The sequence below is a fragment of the Lacinutrix salivirga genome, from assembly GCF_053604675.1.
On sequence record NZ_JBSHNP010000077.1, the window covers coordinates 40,982 to 63,599 of the forward strand.

Genomic DNA, 22,618 nt, shown 5'->3' on the forward strand with positions numbered 1-22,618 from the left:
ATTATAATGTCTTGTAGATTGTAATAGGTTCTGCTGCTATGTTAATATAATCATTAAAAGTATTAGGGACTTGGATTTTACCAGTTACAACCTGTTCAATTTGACTTTTTAGTAAATCTTCTGCAAGTTTTATTTCTTCCGATGTTTTTTCTATTGTCCTATCAATATTATTAAGTTTATTTTTAATTTTAAGAACAATTTCTTTTTGGAGCTCTAAATCCTTTGGATAAGAAATTTCTACTCTACCTATTAAATCCCAACTTGCTCTTGGCATTTTAGTTCCATAAGATGAACTATTAACAAAATCAATAAATCTTTGGGAAAGTAGAATGTAATTAAGAAATTCAGGATTAATTTCTTTTCTTGGTCTAAATACTAATATTTCTCCAACACATAAACCATCAACTTGAGCTACTACAGATTTTGTTAGATAAGGTCTTAATTTGCTGAATAGCACATCATTTTCTTTGAACCTTTTAACATTGCTTTCAAAGTACACATCTTCATTTTGATAGGTGTGTTCACCAAAATAACTAACTATGTTTTCAAGAGGTAGGTAATATTCTCCTTTTTTATATTGATTGGTGTTCTCTGAAACATGTTTAACAACATATTTTAAAGGTTTTTTATTCCAATTCTCTGGATGGTATAGCGTATATCCTATATCTGTTTTAACCGTTTTGTAATTAGAATTTAAACCTTTGTGAATGGTTTCATTAATGATGTTTATTTTTTGATTTTTAAGAGAGATAATTAACTGTTTTTTCTTTTTAATAAACTTCTTAATTTGCTTTTCTTTTTCCTCTAAATAAGCAACAATTTGGTTTTGTGTTTCTATAGGTGGCACAAAAGAATACATTCTTTTGAATTGAGGATACCTTAATTTTAATTGGTCATCACAAAGACCATAAGAATGTTGTTTTGAATATTTAGTATAAAAATTAGTCCTAAATAGATAATGGTAGAATTTTGTGTTTAATGTTTTTTTAGCTTTCAGAACAATATACGCTGGACTGACAATACCTTTATAAGGACTTAATCCCAGAGCACCTTGCCACATTCTCATCGGATTGTAGGCAATTTCTCCAATATTTAACAATTTATAATTTGACTTATCTTCATTTGAAGAGTCTTTTTTATCTATTTCTCCTGTTTTAGTGACTCCCTTTTTTATGGATACCGCTAAAAGCTCTTCGTTAGGAAACCCTTTTTGTTTGCTTTCCTCAAATAGAGCAATATTTGGTAAAAACTCCCAATCTTCAGGAATTTGTTTTACATACTCAAAAGTAACAGGTTTGTATTTAGGGTAAGTACTCAATTAGTCGCAGAAATTTATAGGTTCAAAGAATTCAGTTCCTACTCCAAATGGAATCACTTTTTTGTGTTGTAATCGACCAATAATTGTAGCTGGATGTGTGCCAAATTTATTAGCATATCTTACAATATCATCAGTAGTTAATTGTCTGTTACTGCAAATTTCAGCTTCTTCTTTTTCAGACAGAATAATGTTTGAAGCAAATGCATCAGCCTCCGCTTCATAGTCTTCATTTTCTCCTGCATAGGCTACATTTTCAATAGAGATATACTTTTTACCATGTAGTAAAATATGACCTACTTCATGAAAGAATGTAAACCAAAAAATATCATTTCTTCTATACCTACCACTTAATTGTATAAGTGGCACATTGTTAATCCATCTGGTAGAGCCATGAATAGCTGTTTTAGGTAAACAAGGAGTGTGTACTACTTTTACTCCTGCTGTTAAGCATAAGGCTTGTAGTTGCTCAAAGAAATCATCAGGCTGTTGAGCCATTATTTTTTTTATCTCTGGCAATAGTTTCTTAAATGTAGATTTATCAAATTCAGGTGCTTCTAAAAGCTCTGACTGCAATTCTCCTTGTCTTAACCAAGATGCAATAGCAGTAGCGTTTTCGTGGTCTTTTAATGAAATTCTAAAAGCCACTTGAAGCTTTTGGTTGATGTAATAATCTTCCCAAGCTTTTGTACTAGCTACCTCAAAGTAGTTAAATAAATAAACTACCTTTTCTCTAATTTTTAAGGTTTTAGGAAGCCAGCCCATACTTGCCATTTTAGCATAAGGAAATTTTTTAGCCCATTCTATAGCATCATCAATAGCTAACTGAAAGTTAACTCTTGCTTGATACTCGTCAAAATTGCTTTGGGCATTCATCCAAAAATGAGCAGGTATTTTAAGAACTTGTTCAAATAACACTGCCATATCTGGTGTAATAGCACTTTCACCCTTTAGCACTGCTGTAATAGTTTTTTCTGGTTTTCCTGTTCTTACTGCAAATTCCTTTGCTCCTAACTCTCTTTCTTCTAATGCCTCTAATAATATGTCGCCAGGGTGTGTAACACTTTCTGGGTAATACTGATTAATAGTTGCCATATTTGTCCCTTCTTTAGTTTTCTGTTTAATGGTAATCTTCAATGTTAATAATTTCTACTCCTGAAATTTCAACCCAAATATATTTTCCATTTTCATCTGTAGGTATTGGGTTTTCTTGAGGGGTAAAAATGAGTCTGTAAGGATGGTCTAAATCGCAAGCCCATTTTCCTTTTTTGTTCTCTTTTAATTCATGAAATCTTCCTGGGGCATATCTTAAGTCTTCTAAAGTTGTTGCTGCTTGAATTTGGGAGAGTCTTTTTTTGTAGACTCTAAATCTATCTGCACCCAACTTTTTTTGTCCATCCCTGTCACTGTTGGCGTATTTCTTTAACTTCTTGTCCCCAAATGTAATATCCATTGCAAATATAATAAACTTATTAACATTAAGTGTTAATTAAAAAATAAAAATAGTAATTAACTTTTAATAATCTCTTCTAGAATTCCTTCTGTTTCCTTTTCTAAATCAAGGATTTCCTGCTTTATTAGCTCTAAATCTTTAGGGGGAGAATAGTTGTAAAAATATCTTGTAAATGAAATCATGTAACCTTTAGTAATCTTGTCATAGTTTATCCATGCATCAGAAACATAAGGGATAACTTCCCTATTAAAATACACTTCTATATCTTCATTTAAAGAAACAATTTCGGTATCTCTTAAATCAGCATCTGCTTCATAGGTTAAAGTGCCATTCTTTTCTTTCTTCTTAATAACTGGTTTGGCATCTTCATCTTTCCAACTCACAGCAAGTAACACCTTTTTCTTGTTTGTAGCACTTACTTTGTATGAAAACGATTTTAGCACTTTATCAACGTCTTTATTGAATTGGTTGAAGTCATCATAAAGTGTATCTCCAATTTTAGTAAAAATATCTTTAGCAATTAGCATCAACTCCTTTTGAGTTTTCCAAGTAACTGTACTAAACAATTTTTTCCTATTAGCAGTAGATGTTTTTAAATCTTGGTCTTTAATCCAAAACTCTGTTTTTTGTTTAATATCTTTTGTAATACCTTCATATAAAGTATCTCCAAATGCCTTAAACATCCATGTCATTTCCTCTGAAATAGTGTTTACATATCTTAATTTTTCAATTGCTTCTTCGGTAAACTGCGATTTGTATCTTAAAGGTCTTTCTATGGTAACTTCATGATAGCCAAAATCCTCATTGTTGAATACTTTAGATATTTCAGTTTCTTTAAAGTTTAGATATAAGTCCTCTATTTGCTTGATATGGCTTGGTTGCATCTCGCAGTTTTTCTCTCCTAAATTTCTTCTTAAAGGCGTAGATAAGTCTAAAGCATTAATAAGCTGAATTTTGCCTTCTCTTCTTTTTTCTTTTCTATTAGAAAGTAGCCAGATATAAGTTGGAATTCCTGTATTGTAAAATATTTTTTCTGGGAGCGCCACTATACATTCTACCAAATCATTCTCAATTAAGTAGCGTCTAATTTCACTTTCTCCCTGACCTGCATTACCAGTAAATAACGAAGAACCATTATGGACAGATGCAATTCTGCTTCCTAATTCAGTTCCTTTCTTCATTTTATGAACCATATTAGAAAGGAATAGCAATTGACAATCAGAAATTTTTGGCAGTCCTGTTTGGAATCTCGGGTCTTTTATTACTTCATTAGTTTTACCTCTTTCAATAACCACAGCATCTTCATCCTTTTTCCAAGCTTTACCATAAGGCGGATTAGACAACATAAAGTCGAATTCTTTAAACTGAAAACCATCATTAGCTAATGTAGAACCATAAGCAATGTGATAATCCTTTTCGCCTTTAATAAGCATATCAGAATTACAAACAGCCCAAGTTTCAGGGTTTACTTCTTGTCCATACAAGCTAAATGTGGTTTTGTTATCTGTAATTCTTTTAGCATATTTTTCAGCTTCAGTTAACATACCACCACTACCACAAGCAGAATCGTATATAGAGTATTGAGCAACTTTTAACTTATCTTTTATTGGTAAAAAGATAAGATGTGTCATTAACTGTATAATTTCTCTAGGAGTAAAGTGTTCTCCAGCTTCTTCGTTATTTTCTTCGTTGAACTTTCTAATAAGTTCTTCAAAAACATAGCCCATACCTAAATTAGTTAGAGGAGGTAAAACCTCTCCTTTTGGGTTTTTAATTTCTATGGGGCTTAAATTGATTTCTTTAGAAGCTAGTTTTTCAATTAAAAGAGGTGTCAATCCATTCTCTTTTAGTTTTGGGAGTTGCTTTCTTATTTCAAATCGGTCTATGATTTGTTGTATGTTATCAGAAAAACCATCAAGATATTCTTCTAGATTACTATCTATATTAGCTGGGTCGTTAGTTAAAGCAGTATAAGGAAATTCAGATTTTACAGTACTACTATCTGAAAATGTAAATCCTGAAATATTATAAAATGGGAATTTAGATTGGTGTGTTAGTCCAGATAAATCGTCTATCTCATTTTCCATTAAAAATTTATGTCCTTGTAAAACCTCTTCTTTAGTTGGTATTAACAGAGCATCCAATCTTCTTAACACGGTAAAAGGCAAGATTATATCTCTGTATTTACCTCTAACAAAATCATCTCTCAAAACATCATCAGCAATGCTCCAAATGAAACTAACTATTTGATTGTGTACTTTATTATTCATTTATACTTTTTATGTGCCTATAAATGTAAGGCTATTCAAAAGCAAAAAAAATTTTATAAAAAATTTTTATCGATAAACAGTGAGAGCGTCCCATACCTTGTGCAAAACCCCCACCCATTTCTGGGGATAGAGATTCCCCCACCACTTTATATAGTAAAGAAAATTTTCTAGCAGGATAAATAAATTCAAGTTGATAGCTGTAATTTATATTCTATGGAGGATTGGTTTTCTGTGTGGTGTACTACAACTCAAAAATTTTAGAAACATGGTTAGAATCGTAAACTACAAAGAGAGACAAAAAGAGGATGGAACTTCATTCTTTGTTTTGGAACTGCAAGGAGGAATTGAAATGGTATTAAGCAAGGTTACAGGTAACTTTTATGCTACTGCCAAGAAAGCTTATATACCTTCAACATTTGATGAGCAGACTTGTACTGGACTTATTGGTACAGAAATGCCAGGAAGCATCATTAAAGAGGACTGTGAGCCTTTTGAATATGTTGTAAAGGAAACAGGTGAAGAAATAACATTATCTCATAGATGGGTTTATTTTACAGAAGATGCTGTTAAGCCAAAACAAACTGCTGTTAAGTATGAGCAGAATGTTATTGCAAACTCAGATGTGTTTTCAAAGAATGGTATTCTTGAACATGCAGAGTAAAAATATAAGCCTAATCTATGTATATAGATTGGGCTATGTTTTTTGAGTTATAAAACACCCTTACTTTATTATGCTTGATTGCTCATACCTTCAAAACAATAAGAGAATCAAATTGTTGCTTGGTCATACAAACTAGTTAGAATGTAAGGTAGAGGTCACGTATTAAATCTAAAAAAAGAAATCAACAATGGAAATAGCAGAAGTAAGTGTATCGTATTCCAATAATAATAGGGAGAAGTTGAAAATCAAAAACAGCAAAGACTCGTTTAATGTTTTAATAGCATGCTGGAATCGGCATACTATAGAGCTCCAAGAAGAGTTTAAAGTATTATTATTAAATCGGAACAATCAGGTAATTGGAATTTATCCCTTATCTAGAGGTGGTGTAGCAGGAACAATTGTCGACCCAAAATTAGTATTTAGTGTTGCTTTAAAGTGTAACGCTTCGAGTATAATTATAGCCCACAATCATCCTAGTGGAAATTTAACACCAAGTGAAGCAGATAAGCGCATAACAAAAAAGCTCAAAAAGGCTGGAGAATATCTAGATATTACGCTTTTGGACCATTTAATAGTGACCAAAGAAGACTTTTTTAGTTTTAATGATAATGCGTTGTTAGTATAAATTTTGAAACTATTGTGTTTGTATGCAAAGCTGAATGCCTGCTTTTTTGACCAGATTTTAAGATTTCTTATCTATAGAGATTAGTATTAATAGCTAAAAATTGATTTTATCAGGGAGAATTTGGATTGGTAATTTTCTTCATTTTTAAGTTTGCTGTAATATTAATTTTAAAATTTAAAGTAATGGAGTATTTAGTATTAAGAGATATTCATTTAGATGCATTAGTTATAACAGTAAATGAGTACATTAAAAAAGGATGGAAACCTTTAGGAGGCATTAACTCCTGTAGAGATAAATTCATGGGAGGAAATCATGAAGTTGCTTATTTGCAAGCTCTAGTTAAATAGATTCTTTATTTTTAACACCTAATTTTACTAGGTGCTAAATAAGATATTTAAAAAAGTAAGCTCTCTTCCAAAAAGAAAAGCAAGTGTGTTATATGATAATATACTTGTTTTTTTATTAGGTGATGGGGACAGAGAAAAAGCAGTAATTAAGTTTAGAACTTTAAGAGTTGAAAGTGATTCTGAAGAAGCATTTCATGAAGCTTTTAAAAAGGAAGTTAATTATGAATTTTTTAATGAACTGTTTGCGCTTTTAGACTTTAGCACTATTTCAGTGTTAATAAGAAGTATTAAATCAATAAAAGAACAAGCACCAGAATTAAAAAAACTAGTGACCAACCAAAAAGGATTGGATAAACTGTTAGATGATAAGAATGGATTAAGGTCTGTTTTGGTTAAAACTATTTTCTCTAAAAAGAAAGGTGCTTTAAATGAAGAGCAGTTAATGACTTTGATTTTCAAAGAATTCTCTATCTCTAAAGAGAAAATCGCAAAAGAGGAGTTTGGTGTTGACAAAAAAACATTTAATAACTGGTTGGAGAAAACAGGGCTTTTTGAAGAGAGTTTTTATTTACCACTTTCTAAAAGAGGTAAGCAAGGTGTTTTTTTAAATGAGTACGTCTTAATATTTGAAACATTGTTTTTGGCTAGAGAAGAAGGGAAGTTAGATTTTAATAACAATATAGATACTTATATAAACAGATTAAATCATAAGATGTCTTACCTAAAAGATGATATTGCTGATATTTGTAATTCAGATACTAAAACTCAAAAAGGAGTTTTAAGAAAAGTAGCTTATTATAACTTTATAGATAAGTTTCCCTACAGCCTAACAAGAGAGTTTGTTGAGAAAATGGGCTCAGAGCTTAATTACTAATTCTTCAAGGGAAACCCCTAGATTATCCGCAATCTTTTTCAGAGTATATAAAGTAGGATTAGTTCCTCCAGCTTCTAATCGACTTAAATTAGATTTTTCAATATTACATTTAGCAGCAAGGTCTTGTTGAGGCATGTTAATTTCCTCTCTCAACAATTTAACTCGCTTACCAATTGCTAACTGAAGTTTCTCCTTGTCATTCAACCTAAAACACGTTTTATCTAGTTGTCAAAAATGATAATTAAGTGTGCTGTTTTGGTTATCATAAATGATAAAATAAGTATGTTTGTTAATTATAGATTGATACAATATGAAACTAAATATTTCAAGAATTACAGAGAATAAAGACTCTTTGAAGTCTAAAGAAAATGTTGTTTTAGAGCTTTATGAGGATAAAGATAATTTTATCGACTATGAGTTTAAAACCTCTAAAAACAATGATAATAGGCTGGTTTTTGTGAATACAAACCATAGAAATATGCTACATAAACATTTGATGTTTGAGCATTTTTATGTTGTATTATTGGTGCTTTTAGTTGTAAGTGGATTAGCACTATTTAGTGATAGTATTTTAATGATATTACTTTCATTCATAGGACTTATTTATGTTCCTTTTAGGTTGGTGTCATCTAGTGAAGTGCCTTATAAATTAGTTTTTGATGGTCTTAATGTTTATGAATTGAATCATACAGGTAAGAGAGTACTAGAGTTCAGTCCAACTAATATAGAAAGTTCAGATTCTGATAAGTTTGAAAATGACTTTATCTTTTTCAGTACTTCAAGGAGTGATAAAGGAAGGAAATCAATGATGATATTTGAAGGGTATACTTCTGAAGAAAGATACTTGTTTTTAGAGTTTTATAGAAAATTCAATTTTAAAAATTCCATAAAAATAGTAAGTTAATATGAGGTTTAAAGAGATAATAGAAGAACTAGAAGCTCTATTAACTTCTGAAGGTTTTTGTAGTAGAGATGAAGTTGCTTGGTGGTTGCTTAAACATGAAGAAAGATATATTGGTTTAAGTAAAATTAAAGATACTTTAGAAGCTGAATTTACTGACAGAAACTTAAGAGAGCATAAATCTTTTATAATAGAATTATTATTTACAGAGCTATACGAAGGTATAGATAAGAGTTTTGAAAACACAAAACCATTTAGTAAAGAAGAGGTATATCTAAATGATATTCTAAATAAAATTAAAACGTCAACAAATGGACTTAATAGGAAAGATAAAAATTTTAAATGGGACTCAAATCCTAGGTGATAATGGCTTTAGAAAAAGAGAGGTTGTTATTACTACAGAAGAACAGTATCCACAACATATTTTAGTAGAATTTATCCAAGATAAATGTGACTTACTGGATAGATTTGTTGTAGGTCAAGAAGTAAAAATAGACCTTAATTTAAGAGGTAGAGAATGGGTTAATCCTGAAGGTGAAACTAAATACTTTAATGCTATTCAAGGATGGAGAATAGAGCTTATAAAAAGTCAAGAAGTAATACCAAACCCAGTTCCTGAATCAGAACAAGCAAGTTTTATAGATGACCCAGATAATGACTTGCCATTTTAAAAAAAAAACAATTAACCAATAAATAATAAATTATGAAGAATACATTTTTAGCATTAATAGCCATTTTTGCATTTACAGCTTGTTCAAGCGATGATGACAACCAAGAACAAGAACAGCAACAAATTAGTCAGTCTCATATAATAGAGTTTACAACAGGTACTCTTGAGAGTTGGGTGTCAGTAGGGTTAACAACTATATTAACTTTAGAAGATGGTACTCAATCAACAATTAATTCAGATTTCGATTATACTCAAAATATAGTAAGCGTAGAGGTTCCAGAGAATACAGCAAGTTTTGAGTTAGATTTTTATATAGAAGATTCATCAGAAGCTGAAATGCGCTTTTATGGTTCTGAAAATAATACTACTGTACATCAAGAAATAATAAATCAACAAACTTTTGAATTTCAATACACTTTTAATTAAATTTACTCGTTACAGAAGTTGCAGTAATTACAGTGTTACATAATAAAGTTATTGTTTGAAATCTGCCTGCAACATTTCGGCAACATTTTATCAGAATAATGCAATAATTTGAAATTAAATGAAAAGGAGTTTGTAGCCAATAGCTGAAAATCAGACAAATGAAGCTAAATGAAAAACATTGATAAGTAACTTAATGTGTCTCATAATCAGGTGGTCCTTGGTTCGAGCCCAAGTGGGACCACACTTAAAACCCTTCGATTTTCGGAGGGTTTTTTGTTTTTAAAAGTTTTAAATTAATGATTAGTTTCTTATTTTTAGAAATCTAGTAATAAAAAATCGAAATGAATCCTCTGGAAAACAGTAATACAGAATATAAAAGTTTAAAAAAAGTTTTAGGAAAAACAGCGGACTTTAAAAGTTTAGCAGAAACATGTGTTGGCTTAGCAAACGCTCAAGGAGGAGAAATAATTGTTGGCATAGAAGATGAAAATTCCTTTCCAAATAAAAATCAAAGAGTAAAAAATGATTTGGTAAATAAAACAGTTTCGAGATTAAGAGATTTAACTGATGCAGTAGGTATTGCCAATCCTGAAATATTAACTCATGATAATGGTGGAGAGTATTTTAAAATAACAATTTTACCAACCACAAGAACTATAGCTACAACTTCAACAGGTAAGGTTTTTATTCGTATTACAGATAATTGTGTGCCAGTTTCCGGAGAGGAACTAACCAACCTTGCAGCAGAAAAAAACGCTTTTCAATGGGAGTTAGTTTCGGTTGGAAAACTTACCTTAAATGATGCAGATATTAAGGAAGTAGTATACTTTATGGAACAAGTTCAAAAATCAAAATTTGTTTCCGATTTTATTAAAGAAAAATCTAGCGAAGAAATTTTAGAATATTATCAGCTAATTAATCCTGATGGATTTTTAACAAATCTAGGTATTGTTTGGTTAGGAAAATCAAGTCAAAGAGCAAGATTAAGCTATCCAATAACTGTTCAGTATATCGTGTATAATGAGCTTGAAGAAAAAATCAGAAAGAAAGATTGGCATTTTCATCTTTTTAATCCAAAAAAATTATTACTAGAAATTGAGAAAGAAGCTATTGAGTTAAATTATTCAACAGAAGTTTCCAGCGGATTATTTAGAAAACAATTACGTAATTATCCAAAAGAAGTAATTAGAGAGTTACTAATAAACTCAATTGCGCATAAAAGATTTACTATTTCTGGAGATATATTTATTGAGGTTTATCCAGATAGAATGGTAATAACTAATCCAGGTGGATTACCATTGGGAATTACATCAGAAAACATTCTTCATGAAAGACATAGGCGAAATCCACATTTTATTCAAACGCTCAGCGACTTTGGATTGATGGAAGGTGAGGGTTCCGGATATGATTTAATCTATGAAAAATTGGTCAGAGAAATTAAACCCTTACCAGAAATAGAAAGCTCTCTTAATAAAACCTCTGTAACTGTTTACTCTGGAGTAGTTAATAAGGAGGCTCTCGAAATTTTAGAATTTGTATCGCAACATTTTGAATTGTCACAAAAAGAATATATTGTTTTAGGTATAGTTGCATCAGAAAAGAAAATTTTATCTACTCAGTTATCTCATAAGTTACAACTAAGTAGCGAAGATAGATTAAGAAGTTGGTTAGGCACACTGCTAGAGAAATCTATTTTGACCACTCGAGGCATAAAAAAAGGAACAGAGTACTTGCTTAATCCTGCTTTATTCTCTCAATCAAAATTAAATATAGCGCCTACTTTAAAAACTATTGATAAAGAACAATTAAAACAATTAATTATTGAATATCTTAAATACAATGGTGATAAATCTAAACAAGAAATATACAAACATATTCAAGACGTTGAACTAAAAGATGTACAAAAAGCCTTATATGCAATGGTTAAGTCAGATTCCTTACTTCCAATCGGAGCTCTTAAAGATAGAAAGTACAGATTGGTTAAAAAAAAATAAACGAAAAACAAATATGAAAACAAATGCTCAAAAACTCTTTGTTTATAAGGGTTTCCTTTTTTTTCAAACATAAACAAACATAAACAAACATAAACACCACAAAACACCAAATACCTACGAATTCTAGTTTCTTGCTTACGAATACTAAAACCACCTAAATTTTACTGTAGTGTCAACATACCTTTGGAGTATAATAACAGTATAACTCTAAAAACAAAACATTATGAAAAATTTAAAAAACAGTATCGCAACAGCAGTATTATGCTTAGGAACATTCTTTTTTACAAACGCACAAGAAATTGTATTCGACACCTATGCAGACGCATCTGCCTCTAAAGCAACAAAATATCTTTTAGCAGACGATGTTGCACTAAGAGATTGTCCATCGTCATTTTGCCAAAAATTAACCACAGTAACTATTGGAACCAAAGTAAGATTGCTTGCAAAAAGTGATGAACCACAAACCTTAAACGGAATTACTAGCAGCTGGTACAAAATAAAATTAGGACCAGACACAGGTTGGGTTTGGGGAGGATTAATTGCTCAAAAAACAATGAGCAGTAAAGTTGATAACGAAGTAAAATTTGTTTTTGGCGAAGAAAGTGTAAAAAACACCTTTGGAGAAAGCCAGAAAAAACGCTACCAAATAAGAGCCATTAAAAACGGACAAGAAATAGATAAAATAGTAATTAAATTAGATAGTATTAATGCTACAGAAGTCGCAAACATTGGAAACAAAGGTGTAGATGATATTATTATATTAAACAATCCAGAGCGCGAAAGCTGCGAAGTAGATACAACAACAGATTATGTTGTATTTAAAAACAACAAACTACAATATACCAGAAATCTAGTAAGCGTTGCGAGCCAAATGGAAGACATAGACTGCTGCTACGTAGATGTGGACGACTTTTAAACTAAAAATTTAAGTTAGTTAGTGTTTGTTTTAAGCGCTGTATCTTTATCAAAAAGAGCAGCGCTTTTACAAGTTACTAAAATACTAACCCTATATTTATCGTTATACAATTAGAAACAAAAGGCTTAAATTTCCATAGCTTTGAAAATAATTAAAACCAATTTTTTGCAAAAGTATATTACATATCTTTTTATCGCACTTTTTTGCTTAGTAACGCATGTTTTATGCGCTCAGAATACGCAATTAAGAACTTACACCATAGAAGACGGTTTGCCACAATCTCAAGTTTACGATTTGGTGCAAGACCACAATGGCTATTTATGGTTAGGTACACAAGGAGGAGGTTTAGCACGTTTTGATGGCAAAATATTTAAAGTTTGGAACGAGTCTGATGGATTGTTATCCAATTACATAAAAGCATTATACAGCAAAAAAGACACCCTTTTTATAGGCACAAAAAGAGGGCTCTCTATTAAAATTAAAGAGGCGTTTTTTTCTTCGGAAACACCTCAAATACATCAAATTTTAGAACATAACAACACCATATTTTTAGCAACACAACAAGGCGTTTATAGTTTAAATGAAGCCTTAGCGACTGAAAAAATAAATCTTCACCCAGAAATAGATCAAAGCTTAGTAAATCAAATACTCTACACTAATGGTTTTTTTTGGATAGCGACAAACACAGCACTTTGGAGACTTAGTGATTTAAATAAAAACGCTGAGGTTTTACAAAAGCTAGAAACCAATAATTTTTCAGCAATAACTGCTTATAACGAAAAAATTATAGCTTCAACCTTTAACGATGGCACCTTTGTTTTTGATGCTAATAATTTTGAAGACAATTTACTAATGCGCGAGCCACTTCGTATAAATAGTCTTTCTATTCAAAACAACAACGAGCTTTGGGTAGCAACAGATAACGACGGAATTTCGGTTGTTAACCTCGAAACGCTTTCAGAAATAAAAAAAATAAACACGCAAACTGGTTTACCTGTTCAGCACATTAGAAAAGTAATTACAGACCAACAAGGCAATATTTGGATTGCAACATCTGGTGGAGGATTTTTAAAATATTTTCAGAATAATTTTTCGCATTACGATGTCAATTCAGGTTTAAAAGGCAATCGTATTTATGCGGTACACCACAAAAACAATAGTATTTGGGTGTCGAGTTCCGAGGCTGGATTAACAAAAATAGACTCTCTAGGCATACATCATTATAAATCGCCTAATGGATTTAAAGATGTTAAAATAAAAACCATAACGAGCGATAACAAACAGAATATTTGGTCAGGCTCGGAAGGCAGAGGGATTTTACTACACCAAAGCGTGGTAAGAGATAGTATAGTTTTAGATACTATAGACGCTAACCAATACATCACCAAAATAACACCTTATAAAACGTATAAAAATCACGTGTTTAATTCAGATACTGGTTTTCCTTACGATTGGATTAGAAAGATAAAAGTAAAACAGGATACTGTTTACGCAGCAACCTATTCTAGTGGTATTGTAAAATTTACGTTTAATCCTAAAAACGAAACACTTAAAATTCACAAAAAATATGGTTTAAACGAGGGTATTAAGGATTTACTAATAAAGGATATTATTTTTAAACAAGACACGTTGTGGTATGCCACTCAAAAAGGACATTTAGGATATATTGCCAATAATAAAGTTACTCATTTAAATGCTGTTTTAAATGTTAAAACAGAAATAGGCACATTGCTTTTTAAAAACAACACCTTATTTATTGGTACAGCAGGTAAAGGCATTTGGTTTGCTAATAGCGGTAATTATACAAATTTTAAAAAGCTAAAAGGCGATAAAAAATTACTTTCAGAAAACATATATCAGCTTATTTTTGATGCTGAAGGCTATCTGTGGTCAGGAACAGAACGTGGCGTAGATAAAATAGAACTCACACAAGATAATACGATAAACGATGTGTTTCATTTTAAAAGAAACGATGGGTTTTTAGGTATTGAAACCTGTTTAAATGCAGTAGATATTGACCAAAAAGGACATTTGTGGTTTGGTACTATTTATGGTTTAACCGAATATATTCCGTCAAAAACTAAAGCAGTTAGGTTAAAACCAGAGCTTCATTTTAGCAGTATTAAAATAGATTACAAATCCATAGACTCACTATTAAATAAAACGGAAACTCTTCAGTTAAACCCTAAGCAACGTCAGTTGAGTTTCACCTATAAAACAGTGGATTTAGACCATCCAAACGACATTCAATATCGCACCAAACTAGATGCAGCAAATTGGAGTCCTTGGACTGCAGATAATACACAAAATTTATCTGGTTTAGCCTATGGAAATCATACTTTTAAAGCACAATCCAGAAATAACAGATGGCAAGAAAGTGAAGTTATTAATTTTAGTTTTTACATAACCAGTCCAATATATAAACAGCCTTGGTTTTTAGTGTTGCTGTTTACTTTAACAGCAGTAATAATAGGATTGGCAATTTGGTATTACATAAAAAGACTAAAACGCAAAAACAAAGAAGAGCAAGCACAATTAAAGCTAAAAAACCACCTCCTAACTTTAGAGCAAAAGGCGTTGCGTTTACAAATGAATCCTCATTTTATATTTAATGTACTTAATGGCATTAAAGCAATGGCAATTAGTAAACCAGATAAAATGAATACTACAATTAATAGTTTTGCCACGCTTTTGCGAGAAACACTTATAAACTCCAGAAAAGATAGTGTAACACTAAACCAAGAATTAAAAACACTTAAACATTATATAGAGGTGGAGCAATTAATGGCTACAAAACCCTTTAATTATAAAATTAATGTTGATACCGTTTATGATCCAGAAGAAATTTTAATTCCACCAATGCTTATTCAACCTTTTGTGGAAAATGCGATACGTCATGGGATTTTAAAAGGACAAAAAGAAGGCGAGTTGGTTGTAAGTTTTAAAACCTCGGAAGAGTTTCTACACATAAAAATAACAGATAATGGTATTGGTATTTATAGCTCGCAACAATCCAAAACAAAAACCGACCATCAATCTATGGCATTAACCGTTACTAAAGCACGTTTAGAGTCCATCTCCAAAGGAGAAACTTTAAATATTACAGAATTAAAAAATAATGATGGCACCATTAAAGGCACAGAAATTGCTTTTAAAATACCATTAGAAACAGAATTTTAAATTATGCTCACAGCAATTATAGTCGAAGATTTACAAGATGCTATGCAACTTTTAAAAAGTGATTTGGAAACTAAACATCCAGACATTAAAGTTATTGATACTGCAACAAGTGTTGTAGAAGCAGCAAAAGCCTTAAGAAAACAGCAACCAGATATTTTGTTTTTAGATATTATGCTTGGCGATGGAACAGGTTTTGATGTGCTTGAAATTTTCCCTAACCTAAAATCTAAAATCATTTTTGTTACTGCAAGCGATGAGTTTGCTATAAAAGCATTCAAATTTGCAGCTATCGATTATGTACTAAAACCTTATGCACACGAGGAATTAGATCAAGCCATTACAAGAGCAAAACAACAAATTAAACCAACGGAAGAACGATTAAATATTTTAAAACAAACGTTAACAGCGCCAGATAAAAAACCAGATAAAATTTCGTTGCACACATTAGATAAAATTATAATTGTGAATTTAGACGATATTGTGCGTTGCGAATCCGATAGCAACAACACTATTTTTCATTTAAAAGACCAACGAAAAATATTTGTAACAAAAACACTCAAGTATTTTTCAGATATGCTTAAGCCTTATCAGTTTTTAAGAATTCATCAAAGCCATTTAGTGAATTTACAATGCATAAGTGCATTTATAAAAACAGATGGAGGCTATTTAATGCTTAAAAATGGAGAACACGTTCCTGTTTCGGTTAGAAAAAAAGCAGAAATTATTGAAATTTTAGACACCATGCATCGTTAATAATTAAAAAACCAAACACTGTTTTTAATCGTAAATAGAAGAAATTACCCTCGAACGAATTTAAATTTAACCTAAAAAGTAAAAAAAGTGTAGTTATTTTAAAGGATTTGATATTTTTGTCAAAAATTTAAAAACCCTGAAAATAGCCTAAAAATGGCTCTTTGTCGAATATTTATGCTTTTAATAGATGTTTTTTGTCTAAAAACCAGTAGAATTTTTTTGATAAGACGCTTTTTTTCATACATTTACAGCCGTTATGATACAAAAGAAAATTTTTGCCTCAATCTTATTTGTATTAACAAGTATGATAACAGTAGCACAAGGTTCTGTTCCTCCAGCTCCACAAGGTCCACCACCTATTGGTTTACCTATAGATGGAGGTGTCGTGTTTTTGCTTGTTTTAGGAGCGCTTTATGGTACCTATAAATTAATAAAGTCTAAAAAACTAAAGGCTTAATTCGTGTAATCGTTTCACGTACTTTCCAATAACATCAAATTCTAAATTTACTAAATCATTTTCTTTTAAAGATTTAAAAGTAGTATGCTCGTATGTATATGGTATAATAGCAACACTAAATTCGTTTAATTTAGAATTTACAACCGTTAAGCTTACTCCATTTACTGTTATAGACCCTTTTTCTATAGTCACGTTATTTAGTTTGGTATCGTAATTAAAAGTATATAACCAACTCCCAGAAGTTTCTTTAACACCAATACATTTAGCAACCTGGTCCACATGACCTTGCACAATATGACCATCTAAACGGTCTCCTAATTTCATGCCACGCTCCAAATTAACCAGTGATCCAACTTTTAAAGCATTTAAATTTGTTTTGTTTATAGTTTCTTCAATGGCTGTAACTGTGTATTCATTATTATTTATAGAGACTACAGTAAGGCATACACCATTGTGAGCAACACTTTGATCTATTTTTAATTCTGAAGTAAAACGACTTTCAATAGTTAAATTTAGGTTGTTTTGGTGGTGTTCCATGCGTTTTACTGTTCCAATAGTCTCAATTATTCCTGTAAACATAGTACTCAATATTAATTTGGTTAAATTTGCGTTTGTAAAATTAATAACAATTGTTATCAAACAAATGAGAAAAGAAGAAAATATAGTTGTAGGAATATCTATTGGAGATTTAAATGGGATTGGAGCAGAGGTTGTTTTAAAGATTTTTGAAGACGTTCGTATGTTAGAATTTTGTACACCAGTACTATTCGCATCAGTAAAAACAATGACCTTTGTAAAAAATCATTTTAAACTCAATATTAATTTTAATGGTGTCCAAAACGCAAAACAAATAATCCATAAAAAGGTTAATGTGGTAAATTGTTGGAAAGAAAATGTAAACATTAATTTCGGAACCGAAGATTTAAAAATAGGAGAATACGCAATAAAATCGCTTCAAGAAGCAACAAAAGCTTTAAAAGAAGAAGCCATCGATATTTTAGTTACAGCACCAATAAACAAGCACAATATACAGTCCGAAACATTTAAATTTCCTGGCCATACAGATTATTTAGCTCAAGAATTAGAAGGCAATAGTTTAATGTTTATGATTACAGATACATTGCGCATTGGTTTGTTAACAGATCATGTGCCAGTAAAAGACGTTGCCAATCATATTACTTCTAAATTAATAGAAGAAAAAATAGAAACCGTTTACAAAACTTTAAAACAAGATTTTAGAATTAGTAAACCACGTATTGCAGTGTTAGGTATAAATCCACACACAGGAGATAATGGCGTTATAGGTAAGGAAGATGATGAAATTATGCGACCAACGCTTAAAAAAATTAAAGAAAGCGGTAAACTTGTTTTTGGTCCTTATGCAGCAGACAGTTTTTTTGGGTCTGATAATTATTCGGGTTTCGATGCTATAATAGCCTCTTATCACGACCAAGGACTTATCCCTTTTAAAACACTATCTTTTGGACAAGGCGTTAATTACACCGCAGGATTAAATAGAATAAGAACCTCTCCAGACCATGGAACAGCCTATGAAATTGCAGGTAAAGGAGTAGCAGACACCAATTCGTTTAAAGAAGCAATTTTTAAAGGAATTAAAATTTTTGAAAACAGAAACGAATATCTTGGCTTAACTAAAAACCCACTAGGTTATTCCAAAAGAAAGATATAAACAAAAAAATGTTTATAAGTCTGCTAAATAAATAAAAATTTATATATTTGCAGGCTCAAAATAGATGTGATAATGAAGGCATTGAAAGCATTTACAATTCCATTTGTAGGTTTAAAAGAAGGAAAACATTATTTTGACTTTGATATAGACAATACGTTCTTTGAGCATTTTGAGTATGAAGAGTTTAATGATGTTGAGTTAAAAGTAGATTTAATTTTAGAAAAAAAATCGACACTTTTAGAGCTACATTTTAATATTGAAGGTACAGTTAATATTAACTGCGACCTAACAAACGAACCTTTTAACCAGCCTATAAAAAAAGAATTTGACTTAGTTGTTAAATTTGGGCAAGAGTATAATGACGAAAATATTGATATTTTAATCATACCTCATGGAGAATACGAAATTAATATACAGCAGTATATTTACGAATTAGTAATACTAGCTGTCCCATTAAAACGAGTTCATCCAGGTGTAGAAGACGGAACTTTAGATTCTGAAATACTTAAAAGACTAGAAGAATTAAGTCCTAAATTAAAGGATAAAAAAGAAGACGAAGAGGAAACAGATCCTCGTTGGAATACATTAAAAAAACTATTAACGGATAAATAAACATAGAAAATGGCACATCCTAAAAGAAAAATCTCAAAAACAAGAAGAGATAAAAGAAGAACTCATTATAAGGCAGTTGCGCCACAAATAGCTACGTGTCCAACAACAGGAGAAGCTCACTTATACCATAGAGCTCACTGGTTTGAAGGTAAATTATATTATAGAGGTCAAGTATTAATAGACAACTCTGTAGAAGAAGAAAACATGGCATAATTACTATGCATGCATACAGAAAAACGCTCCTTTGTGAGCGTTTTTTTTATGATATATTTTTCTTTAAGTTAAAAACAACTTAATTTGCATATAATTAACCAAAATTCCCTATTTTGAACAAAATTTCGCCTCTTTTTGGCGGTTTTGAGCAGTTTTTGGTCAAATTAACTTAAAAGTATGAGTAAAATCTCTGCGGCAATTACAGCTGTTGGCGCTTATGTGCCAGAATATATATTAACCAATAAGATGTTAGAATCTATGGTTGATACTAACGACGAATGGATTACCTCAAGAACAGGTATTAAAGAACGTCGCATCCTTAAAGGAGAAGGCAAAGGCACTTCTTATATGGCTATAAAAGCTGCACAAGACCTTCTTTCAAAATCTAATACAAATCCAAAAGACATAGAATTGGTTATTGTAGCCACTGCAACACCAGATATGCAAGCAGCCTCAACAGCAGCATACACTGCAACACAAATTGGTGCAGAAAATGCATTTTCTTTCGATTTAGAAGCCGCGTGTTCAAGCTTTTTGTTTGGGATGTCAACTGCTGCAAAATATATAGAGTCTGGTCGTTATAAAAACGTATTGCTTATTGGTGCAGACAAAAACTCTTCAATGATTAATTATGAAGACAGAGCAACATGCATCATCTTTGGCGATGGAGCAGGAGCTGTACTATTTCAAGCAAATGACGAAGGATTAGGCTTACAGGACGAATACTTAAGAAGCGATGGATCTGGAAGAGAATTTCTTCAAGTAAAATCCAGTGGATCTTCTTACCCAGTAACCGCAGACACTTTAGCTAAAAAAGAAAACTTTGTTTTCCAAGACGGTAAAACAGTGTTTAAAAATGCTGTATTTAATATGGCAGACGTAGCAGTTAAAATATTAGAAAGAAATAACTTAACAAAAGATGATATTGCATGGTTAGCAGCACACCAAGCAAATAAACGCATTATAGATGCCACTGCAAACCGCATAGAATTAGATAAAGAAAAAGTAATGATGAATATAGAGAAGTATGGCAATACAACTTCTGCAACATTACCATTATTATTAAACGATTACGAATCGCAATTAAAAAAAGGCGATAATATAATATTTGCTGCCTTTGGAGGTGGCTTTACTTGGGGCTCAATTTATTTAAAATGGGCATACAACTCTTAACTAACTAAAAATAATTAATTAAAACAATACTAATTATGGATATAAAAGACATTCAAAACTTAATCAAATTTGTTGCTAAATCTGGAGCAAGTGAGGTTAAATTAGAAACTGACGATGTAAAAATTACCATAAAAACAGGTTCAGACTCAGAGACAACTATTGTACAGCACGTACCAATGGCGCAACCTATGCAACAAGCACCTGTTGCACAACCAATACAACAGCAACAGCCCATAACTCCTGCAGCTCCAGCTGCTGCTACAGAAGATTCAAAATACATTACAATAAAATCTCCAATTATTGGAACATTTTATAGAAAACCAGCACCAGATAAACCTCTATTTGTAGAGGTAGGACAATCGATTTCTGAAGGTGATGTACTTTGTGTTATTGAAGCAATGAAGCTCTTTAACGAAATAGAATCTGAAGTTTCAGGAAAAATAGTAAAAGTTTTAGTGGATGATGCTTCACCAGTAGAATTTGATCAACCGTTATTTTTAGTAGATCCATCATAACCATTTAAAAATTCCAATATACAAATCTCAAAATCCAGTATTTGGAGTTTGCTGATTGGAATTTGAAATTTTTAAAACAAAAACGTTATGTTTAAAAAAATACTAATTGCAAATCGAGGCGAAATAGCACTTCGTGTTATTAGAACCTGCAAGGAAATGGGAATTAAAACTGTAGCAGTATATTCTACTGCAGATGCAGAAAGCCTTCATGTAAAATTTGCAGACGAGGCTGTTTGTATAGGACCACCACCAAGTACAGATTCTTATTTAAAAATATCAAATATTATAGCAGCTGCAGAAATCACCAATGCAGATGCTATACATCCAGGATACGGATTTTTATCAGAAAATGCTAAATTTTCAAAAATTTGCGAAGAGCATAATATAAAATTTATTGGAGCCTCTGCTGAAATGATTTCTAAAATGGGAGACAAAGCTACTGCAAAAGCAACCATGAAAGAAGCAGGAGTGCCTTGTGTACCAGGAAGTGATGGTATTATTGAAGATTTTGAAGAGTGTAAAAAGTTAGCAAAATCTACAGGCTATCCAGTAATGTTAAAAGCCACTGCAGGTGGAGGCGGAAAGGGAATGCGTGCCGTTTGGAAACCAGAAGATTTACAAAATGCATGGGAATCTGCAAGAACAGAATCTAAAGCAGCTTTTGGAAATGACGATATGTATATGGAAAAGCTTATTGAAGAGCCAAGACATATTGAAATTCAAATTGTAGGAGATTCTACTGGTAAAGCCTGCCACTTATCAGAAAGAGATTGCTCTGTACAACGTCGTCATCAAAAATTGACAGAAGAAGTCCCTTCTCCTTTTATGACAGATAAGCTTAGAGCTAAAATGGGAAAAGCAGCTGTAAAAGCAGCCGAATATATTAAATATGAAGGTGCAGGAACTGTAGAGTTTTTAGTAGATAAACATAGAAACTTCTACTTTATGGAAATGAACACACGTATTCAGGTTGAGCATCCAATAACAGAGCAAGTAATTGATTTCGATTTAATACGAGAACAAATACTTGTAGCAGCAGGAGTACCAATTTCTGGAAAAAACTATACGCCAAAACTACACTCAATAGAATGTAGAATAAATGCGGAAGACCCATTTAATGATTTTAGACCATCACCAGGACGTATAACCACATTGCACGCTCCAGGAGGCCATGGAATACGATTAGACACTCATGTTTATGCAGGTTATACTATTCCTCCAAATTACGACTCTATGATTGCAAAATTAATTACTACTGCTCAAACAAGAGAAGAAGCAATTAATAAAATGAAACGTGCTTTAGATGAGTTTGTAATAGAAGGTATTAAAACAACAATACCTTTTCACAGACAATTAATGGATCATCCAGATTATTTATCCGGAAATTATACCACAAAATTTATGGAAGATTTTGTAATTGAAAAATCAACTGAAGTGAGTCGTCCTAAAATAGGTTGACAGTTTTTAAAAAATAAATTAAACCAGAGAAGTTAACTTCTCTGGTTTTTTGTTATGTATAAAATTAGGTGTTTTCATGTTAAGATTCAAATGTGGTCTTTTGTTGTTATAAGTT

Annotated in this window: 25 protein-coding genes; 19 read left to right on the plus strand and 6 right to left on the minus strand. The window is 31.4% G+C overall.

Annotation, left to right across the window (positions count from 1 at the left end; all coding sequences use genetic code 11):
* Nucleotide 1: 1 nt before the first annotated feature.
* From ACVC5O_RS03010 to ACVC5O_RS03025, 4 genes are read right to left on the minus strand one after another with little or no spacing between them, the layout of a single operon-like run.
* Nucleotides 2-1,318 carry a hypothetical protein gene (locus ACVC5O_RS03010; RefSeq protein WP_452219981.1) on the minus strand — a complete coding sequence of 439 codons (1,317 nt, stop codon included), beginning with the start codon at nucleotides 1,316-1,318 and terminating at the stop codon, nucleotides 2-4.
* Nucleotides 1,319-2,452, minus strand: a complete 1,134-nt coding sequence (locus ACVC5O_RS03015) for an ImmA/IrrE family metallo-endopeptidase (RefSeq protein ID WP_452219982.1) — start codon at nucleotides 2,450-2,452, stop codon at nucleotides 1,319-1,321.
* A complete protein-coding gene (locus ACVC5O_RS03020; protein ID WP_452219983.1) occupies nucleotides 2,436-2,768 on the minus strand; it encodes a type II toxin-antitoxin system RelE/ParE family toxin in 333 nt (110 codons plus the stop codon). Before ACVC5O_RS03020 ends, ACVC5O_RS03015 begins: the two co-directional genes overlap by 17 nt.
* Nucleotides 2,769-2,824: 56 nt before the next feature.
* Entirely contained in the window at nucleotides 2,825-5,038 is a 2,214-nt protein-coding gene (locus tag ACVC5O_RS03025) for a type I restriction-modification system subunit M (RefSeq protein WP_452219984.1), read from the minus strand.
* Nucleotides 5,039-5,303: 265 nt separating this feature from the next.
* Here ACVC5O_RS03025 and ACVC5O_RS03030 point away from each other — a divergent pair, with 265 nt between their 5' ends.
* From ACVC5O_RS03030 to ACVC5O_RS03045, 4 genes are all read left to right on the plus strand, one after another.
* Nucleotides 5,304-5,699 (plus strand): hypothetical protein, encoded by a 396-nt coding sequence (locus ACVC5O_RS03030; protein ID WP_452219985.1) that lies wholly within the window; start codon nucleotides 5,304-5,306, stop codon nucleotides 5,697-5,699.
* 187 nt (nucleotides 5,700-5,886) lie between these two features.
* Nucleotides 5,887-6,324 (plus strand): JAB domain-containing protein, encoded by a 438-nt coding sequence (locus ACVC5O_RS03035; RefSeq protein ID WP_452219986.1) that lies wholly within the window; start codon nucleotides 5,887-5,889, stop codon nucleotides 6,322-6,324.
* A gap of 182 nt (nucleotides 6,325-6,506) precedes the next feature.
* Nucleotides 6,507-6,671 carry a hypothetical protein gene (locus ACVC5O_RS03040; protein ID WP_452219987.1) on the plus strand — a complete coding sequence of 55 codons (165 nt, stop codon included), beginning with the start codon at nucleotides 6,507-6,509 and terminating at the stop codon, nucleotides 6,669-6,671.
* 31 nt (nucleotides 6,672-6,702) lie between these two features.
* A complete protein-coding gene (locus tag ACVC5O_RS03045; RefSeq protein ID WP_195870354.1) occupies nucleotides 6,703-7,545 on the plus strand; it encodes a hypothetical protein in 843 nt (280 codons plus the stop codon).
* Here the strand turns inward: ACVC5O_RS03045 and ACVC5O_RS03050 are convergent.
* Nucleotides 7,528-7,749 (minus strand): helix-turn-helix domain-containing protein, encoded by a 222-nt coding sequence (locus ACVC5O_RS03050; protein ID WP_195870355.1) that lies wholly within the window; start codon nucleotides 7,747-7,749, stop codon nucleotides 7,528-7,530. The genes ACVC5O_RS03045 and ACVC5O_RS03050 overlap by 18 nt on opposite strands.
* A gap of 106 nt (nucleotides 7,750-7,855) precedes the next feature.
* On the opposite strand from ACVC5O_RS03050, the gene ACVC5O_RS03055 reads away from it, so the two are divergent.
* The 9 genes from ACVC5O_RS03055 to ACVC5O_RS03095 all read left to right on the plus strand — a co-directional run bounded on the left by ACVC5O_RS03055 (nucleotide 7,856) and on the right by ACVC5O_RS03095 (nucleotide 16,842).
* Nucleotides 7,856-8,449 carry a hypothetical protein gene (locus ACVC5O_RS03055; protein ID WP_452219988.1) on the plus strand — a complete coding sequence of 198 codons (594 nt, stop codon included), beginning with the start codon at nucleotides 7,856-7,858 and terminating at the stop codon, nucleotides 8,447-8,449.
* 1 nt (nucleotide 8,450) lies between these two features.
* Nucleotides 8,451-8,810, plus strand: coding sequence for a hypothetical protein (locus ACVC5O_RS03060; RefSeq protein ID WP_452219989.1), 360 nt, complete (start codon nucleotides 8,451-8,453; stop codon nucleotides 8,808-8,810).
* A complete protein-coding gene (locus tag ACVC5O_RS03065; protein ID WP_452219990.1) occupies nucleotides 8,758-9,117 on the plus strand; it encodes a DUF3127 domain-containing protein in 360 nt (119 codons plus the stop codon). Before ACVC5O_RS03060 ends, ACVC5O_RS03065 begins: the two co-directional genes overlap by 53 nt.
* A gap of 32 nt (nucleotides 9,118-9,149) precedes the next feature.
* Nucleotides 9,150-9,542, plus strand: coding sequence for a hypothetical protein (locus tag ACVC5O_RS03070; RefSeq protein WP_452219991.1), 393 nt, complete (start codon nucleotides 9,150-9,152; stop codon nucleotides 9,540-9,542).
* A 341-nt stretch (nucleotides 9,543-9,883) separates the two neighbouring features.
* Nucleotides 9,884-11,536, plus strand: coding sequence for an ATP-binding protein (locus tag ACVC5O_RS03075; protein WP_452219992.1), 1,653 nt, complete (start codon nucleotides 9,884-9,886; stop codon nucleotides 11,534-11,536).
* A gap of 223 nt (nucleotides 11,537-11,759) precedes the next feature.
* Complete coding sequence (locus ACVC5O_RS03080; RefSeq protein ID WP_452219993.1) at nucleotides 11,760-12,452, plus strand: SH3 domain-containing protein; 693 nt, start codon at nucleotides 11,760-11,762, stop codon at nucleotides 12,450-12,452.
* A 165-nt stretch (nucleotides 12,453-12,617) separates the two neighbouring features.
* Nucleotides 12,618-15,632, plus strand: a complete 3,015-nt coding sequence (locus ACVC5O_RS03085; protein WP_452219994.1) for a two-component regulator propeller domain-containing protein — start codon at nucleotides 12,618-12,620, stop codon at nucleotides 15,630-15,632.
* A gap of 3 nt (nucleotides 15,633-15,635) precedes the next feature.
* A complete protein-coding gene (locus tag ACVC5O_RS03090) occupies nucleotides 15,636-16,385 on the plus strand; it encodes a LytR/AlgR family response regulator transcription factor (RefSeq protein WP_452219995.1) in 750 nt (249 codons plus the stop codon).
* Between the two features lie 256 nt (nucleotides 16,386-16,641).
* A complete protein-coding gene (locus ACVC5O_RS03095) occupies nucleotides 16,642-16,842 on the plus strand; it encodes a PID-CTERM protein-sorting domain-containing protein (protein ID WP_452219996.1) in 201 nt (66 codons plus the stop codon).
* Here the strand turns inward: ACVC5O_RS03095 and ACVC5O_RS03100 are convergent.
* On the minus strand, nucleotides 16,831-17,421 hold the full coding sequence (locus ACVC5O_RS03100; protein WP_452219997.1) for a riboflavin synthase: 591 nt from the start codon (nucleotides 17,419-17,421) through the stop codon (nucleotides 16,831-16,833). The genes ACVC5O_RS03095 and ACVC5O_RS03100 overlap by 12 nt on opposite strands.
* Nucleotides 17,422-17,485: 64 nt before the next feature.
* On the opposite strand from ACVC5O_RS03100, the gene pdxA reads away from it, so the two are divergent.
* The 6 genes from pdxA (at nucleotide 17,486) to accC (ending at nucleotide 22,503) form a co-directional block, all read left to right on the plus strand.
* The gene (pdxA, locus tag ACVC5O_RS03105) at nucleotides 17,486-18,532 is read left to right on the plus strand and encodes a 4-hydroxythreonine-4-phosphate dehydrogenase PdxA (protein WP_452219998.1); all 1,047 of its coding nucleotides are present in this window, start codon (nucleotides 17,486-17,488) and stop codon (nucleotides 18,530-18,532) included.
* A 72-nt stretch (nucleotides 18,533-18,604) separates the two neighbouring features.
* Complete coding sequence (locus ACVC5O_RS03110; protein ID WP_452219999.1) at nucleotides 18,605-19,144, plus strand: YceD family protein; 540 nt, start codon at nucleotides 18,605-18,607, stop codon at nucleotides 19,142-19,144.
* Nucleotides 19,145-19,153: 9 nt separating this feature from the next.
* Entirely contained in the window at nucleotides 19,154-19,357 is a 204-nt protein-coding gene (gene rpmF / locus ACVC5O_RS03115; RefSeq protein ID WP_452220000.1) for a 50S ribosomal protein L32, read from the plus strand.
* Nucleotides 19,358-19,534: 177 nt separating this feature from the next.
* Nucleotides 19,535-20,530, plus strand: a complete 996-nt coding sequence (locus tag ACVC5O_RS03120; protein ID WP_452220001.1) for a beta-ketoacyl-ACP synthase III — start codon at nucleotides 19,535-19,537, stop codon at nucleotides 20,528-20,530.
* Between the two features lie 35 nt (nucleotides 20,531-20,565).
* Nucleotides 20,566-21,045: an acetyl-CoA carboxylase biotin carboxyl carrier protein gene (gene accB / locus ACVC5O_RS03125; RefSeq protein WP_452220002.1), complete on the plus strand. Its 480-nt coding sequence runs from the start codon at nucleotides 20,566-20,568 to the stop codon at nucleotides 21,043-21,045.
* A gap of 87 nt (nucleotides 21,046-21,132) precedes the next feature.
* Nucleotides 21,133-22,503 (plus strand): acetyl-CoA carboxylase biotin carboxylase subunit, encoded by a 1,371-nt coding sequence (accC, locus tag ACVC5O_RS03130; protein WP_452220003.1) that lies wholly within the window; start codon nucleotides 21,133-21,135, stop codon nucleotides 22,501-22,503.
* Nucleotides 22,504-22,618: the final 115 nt, after the last annotated feature.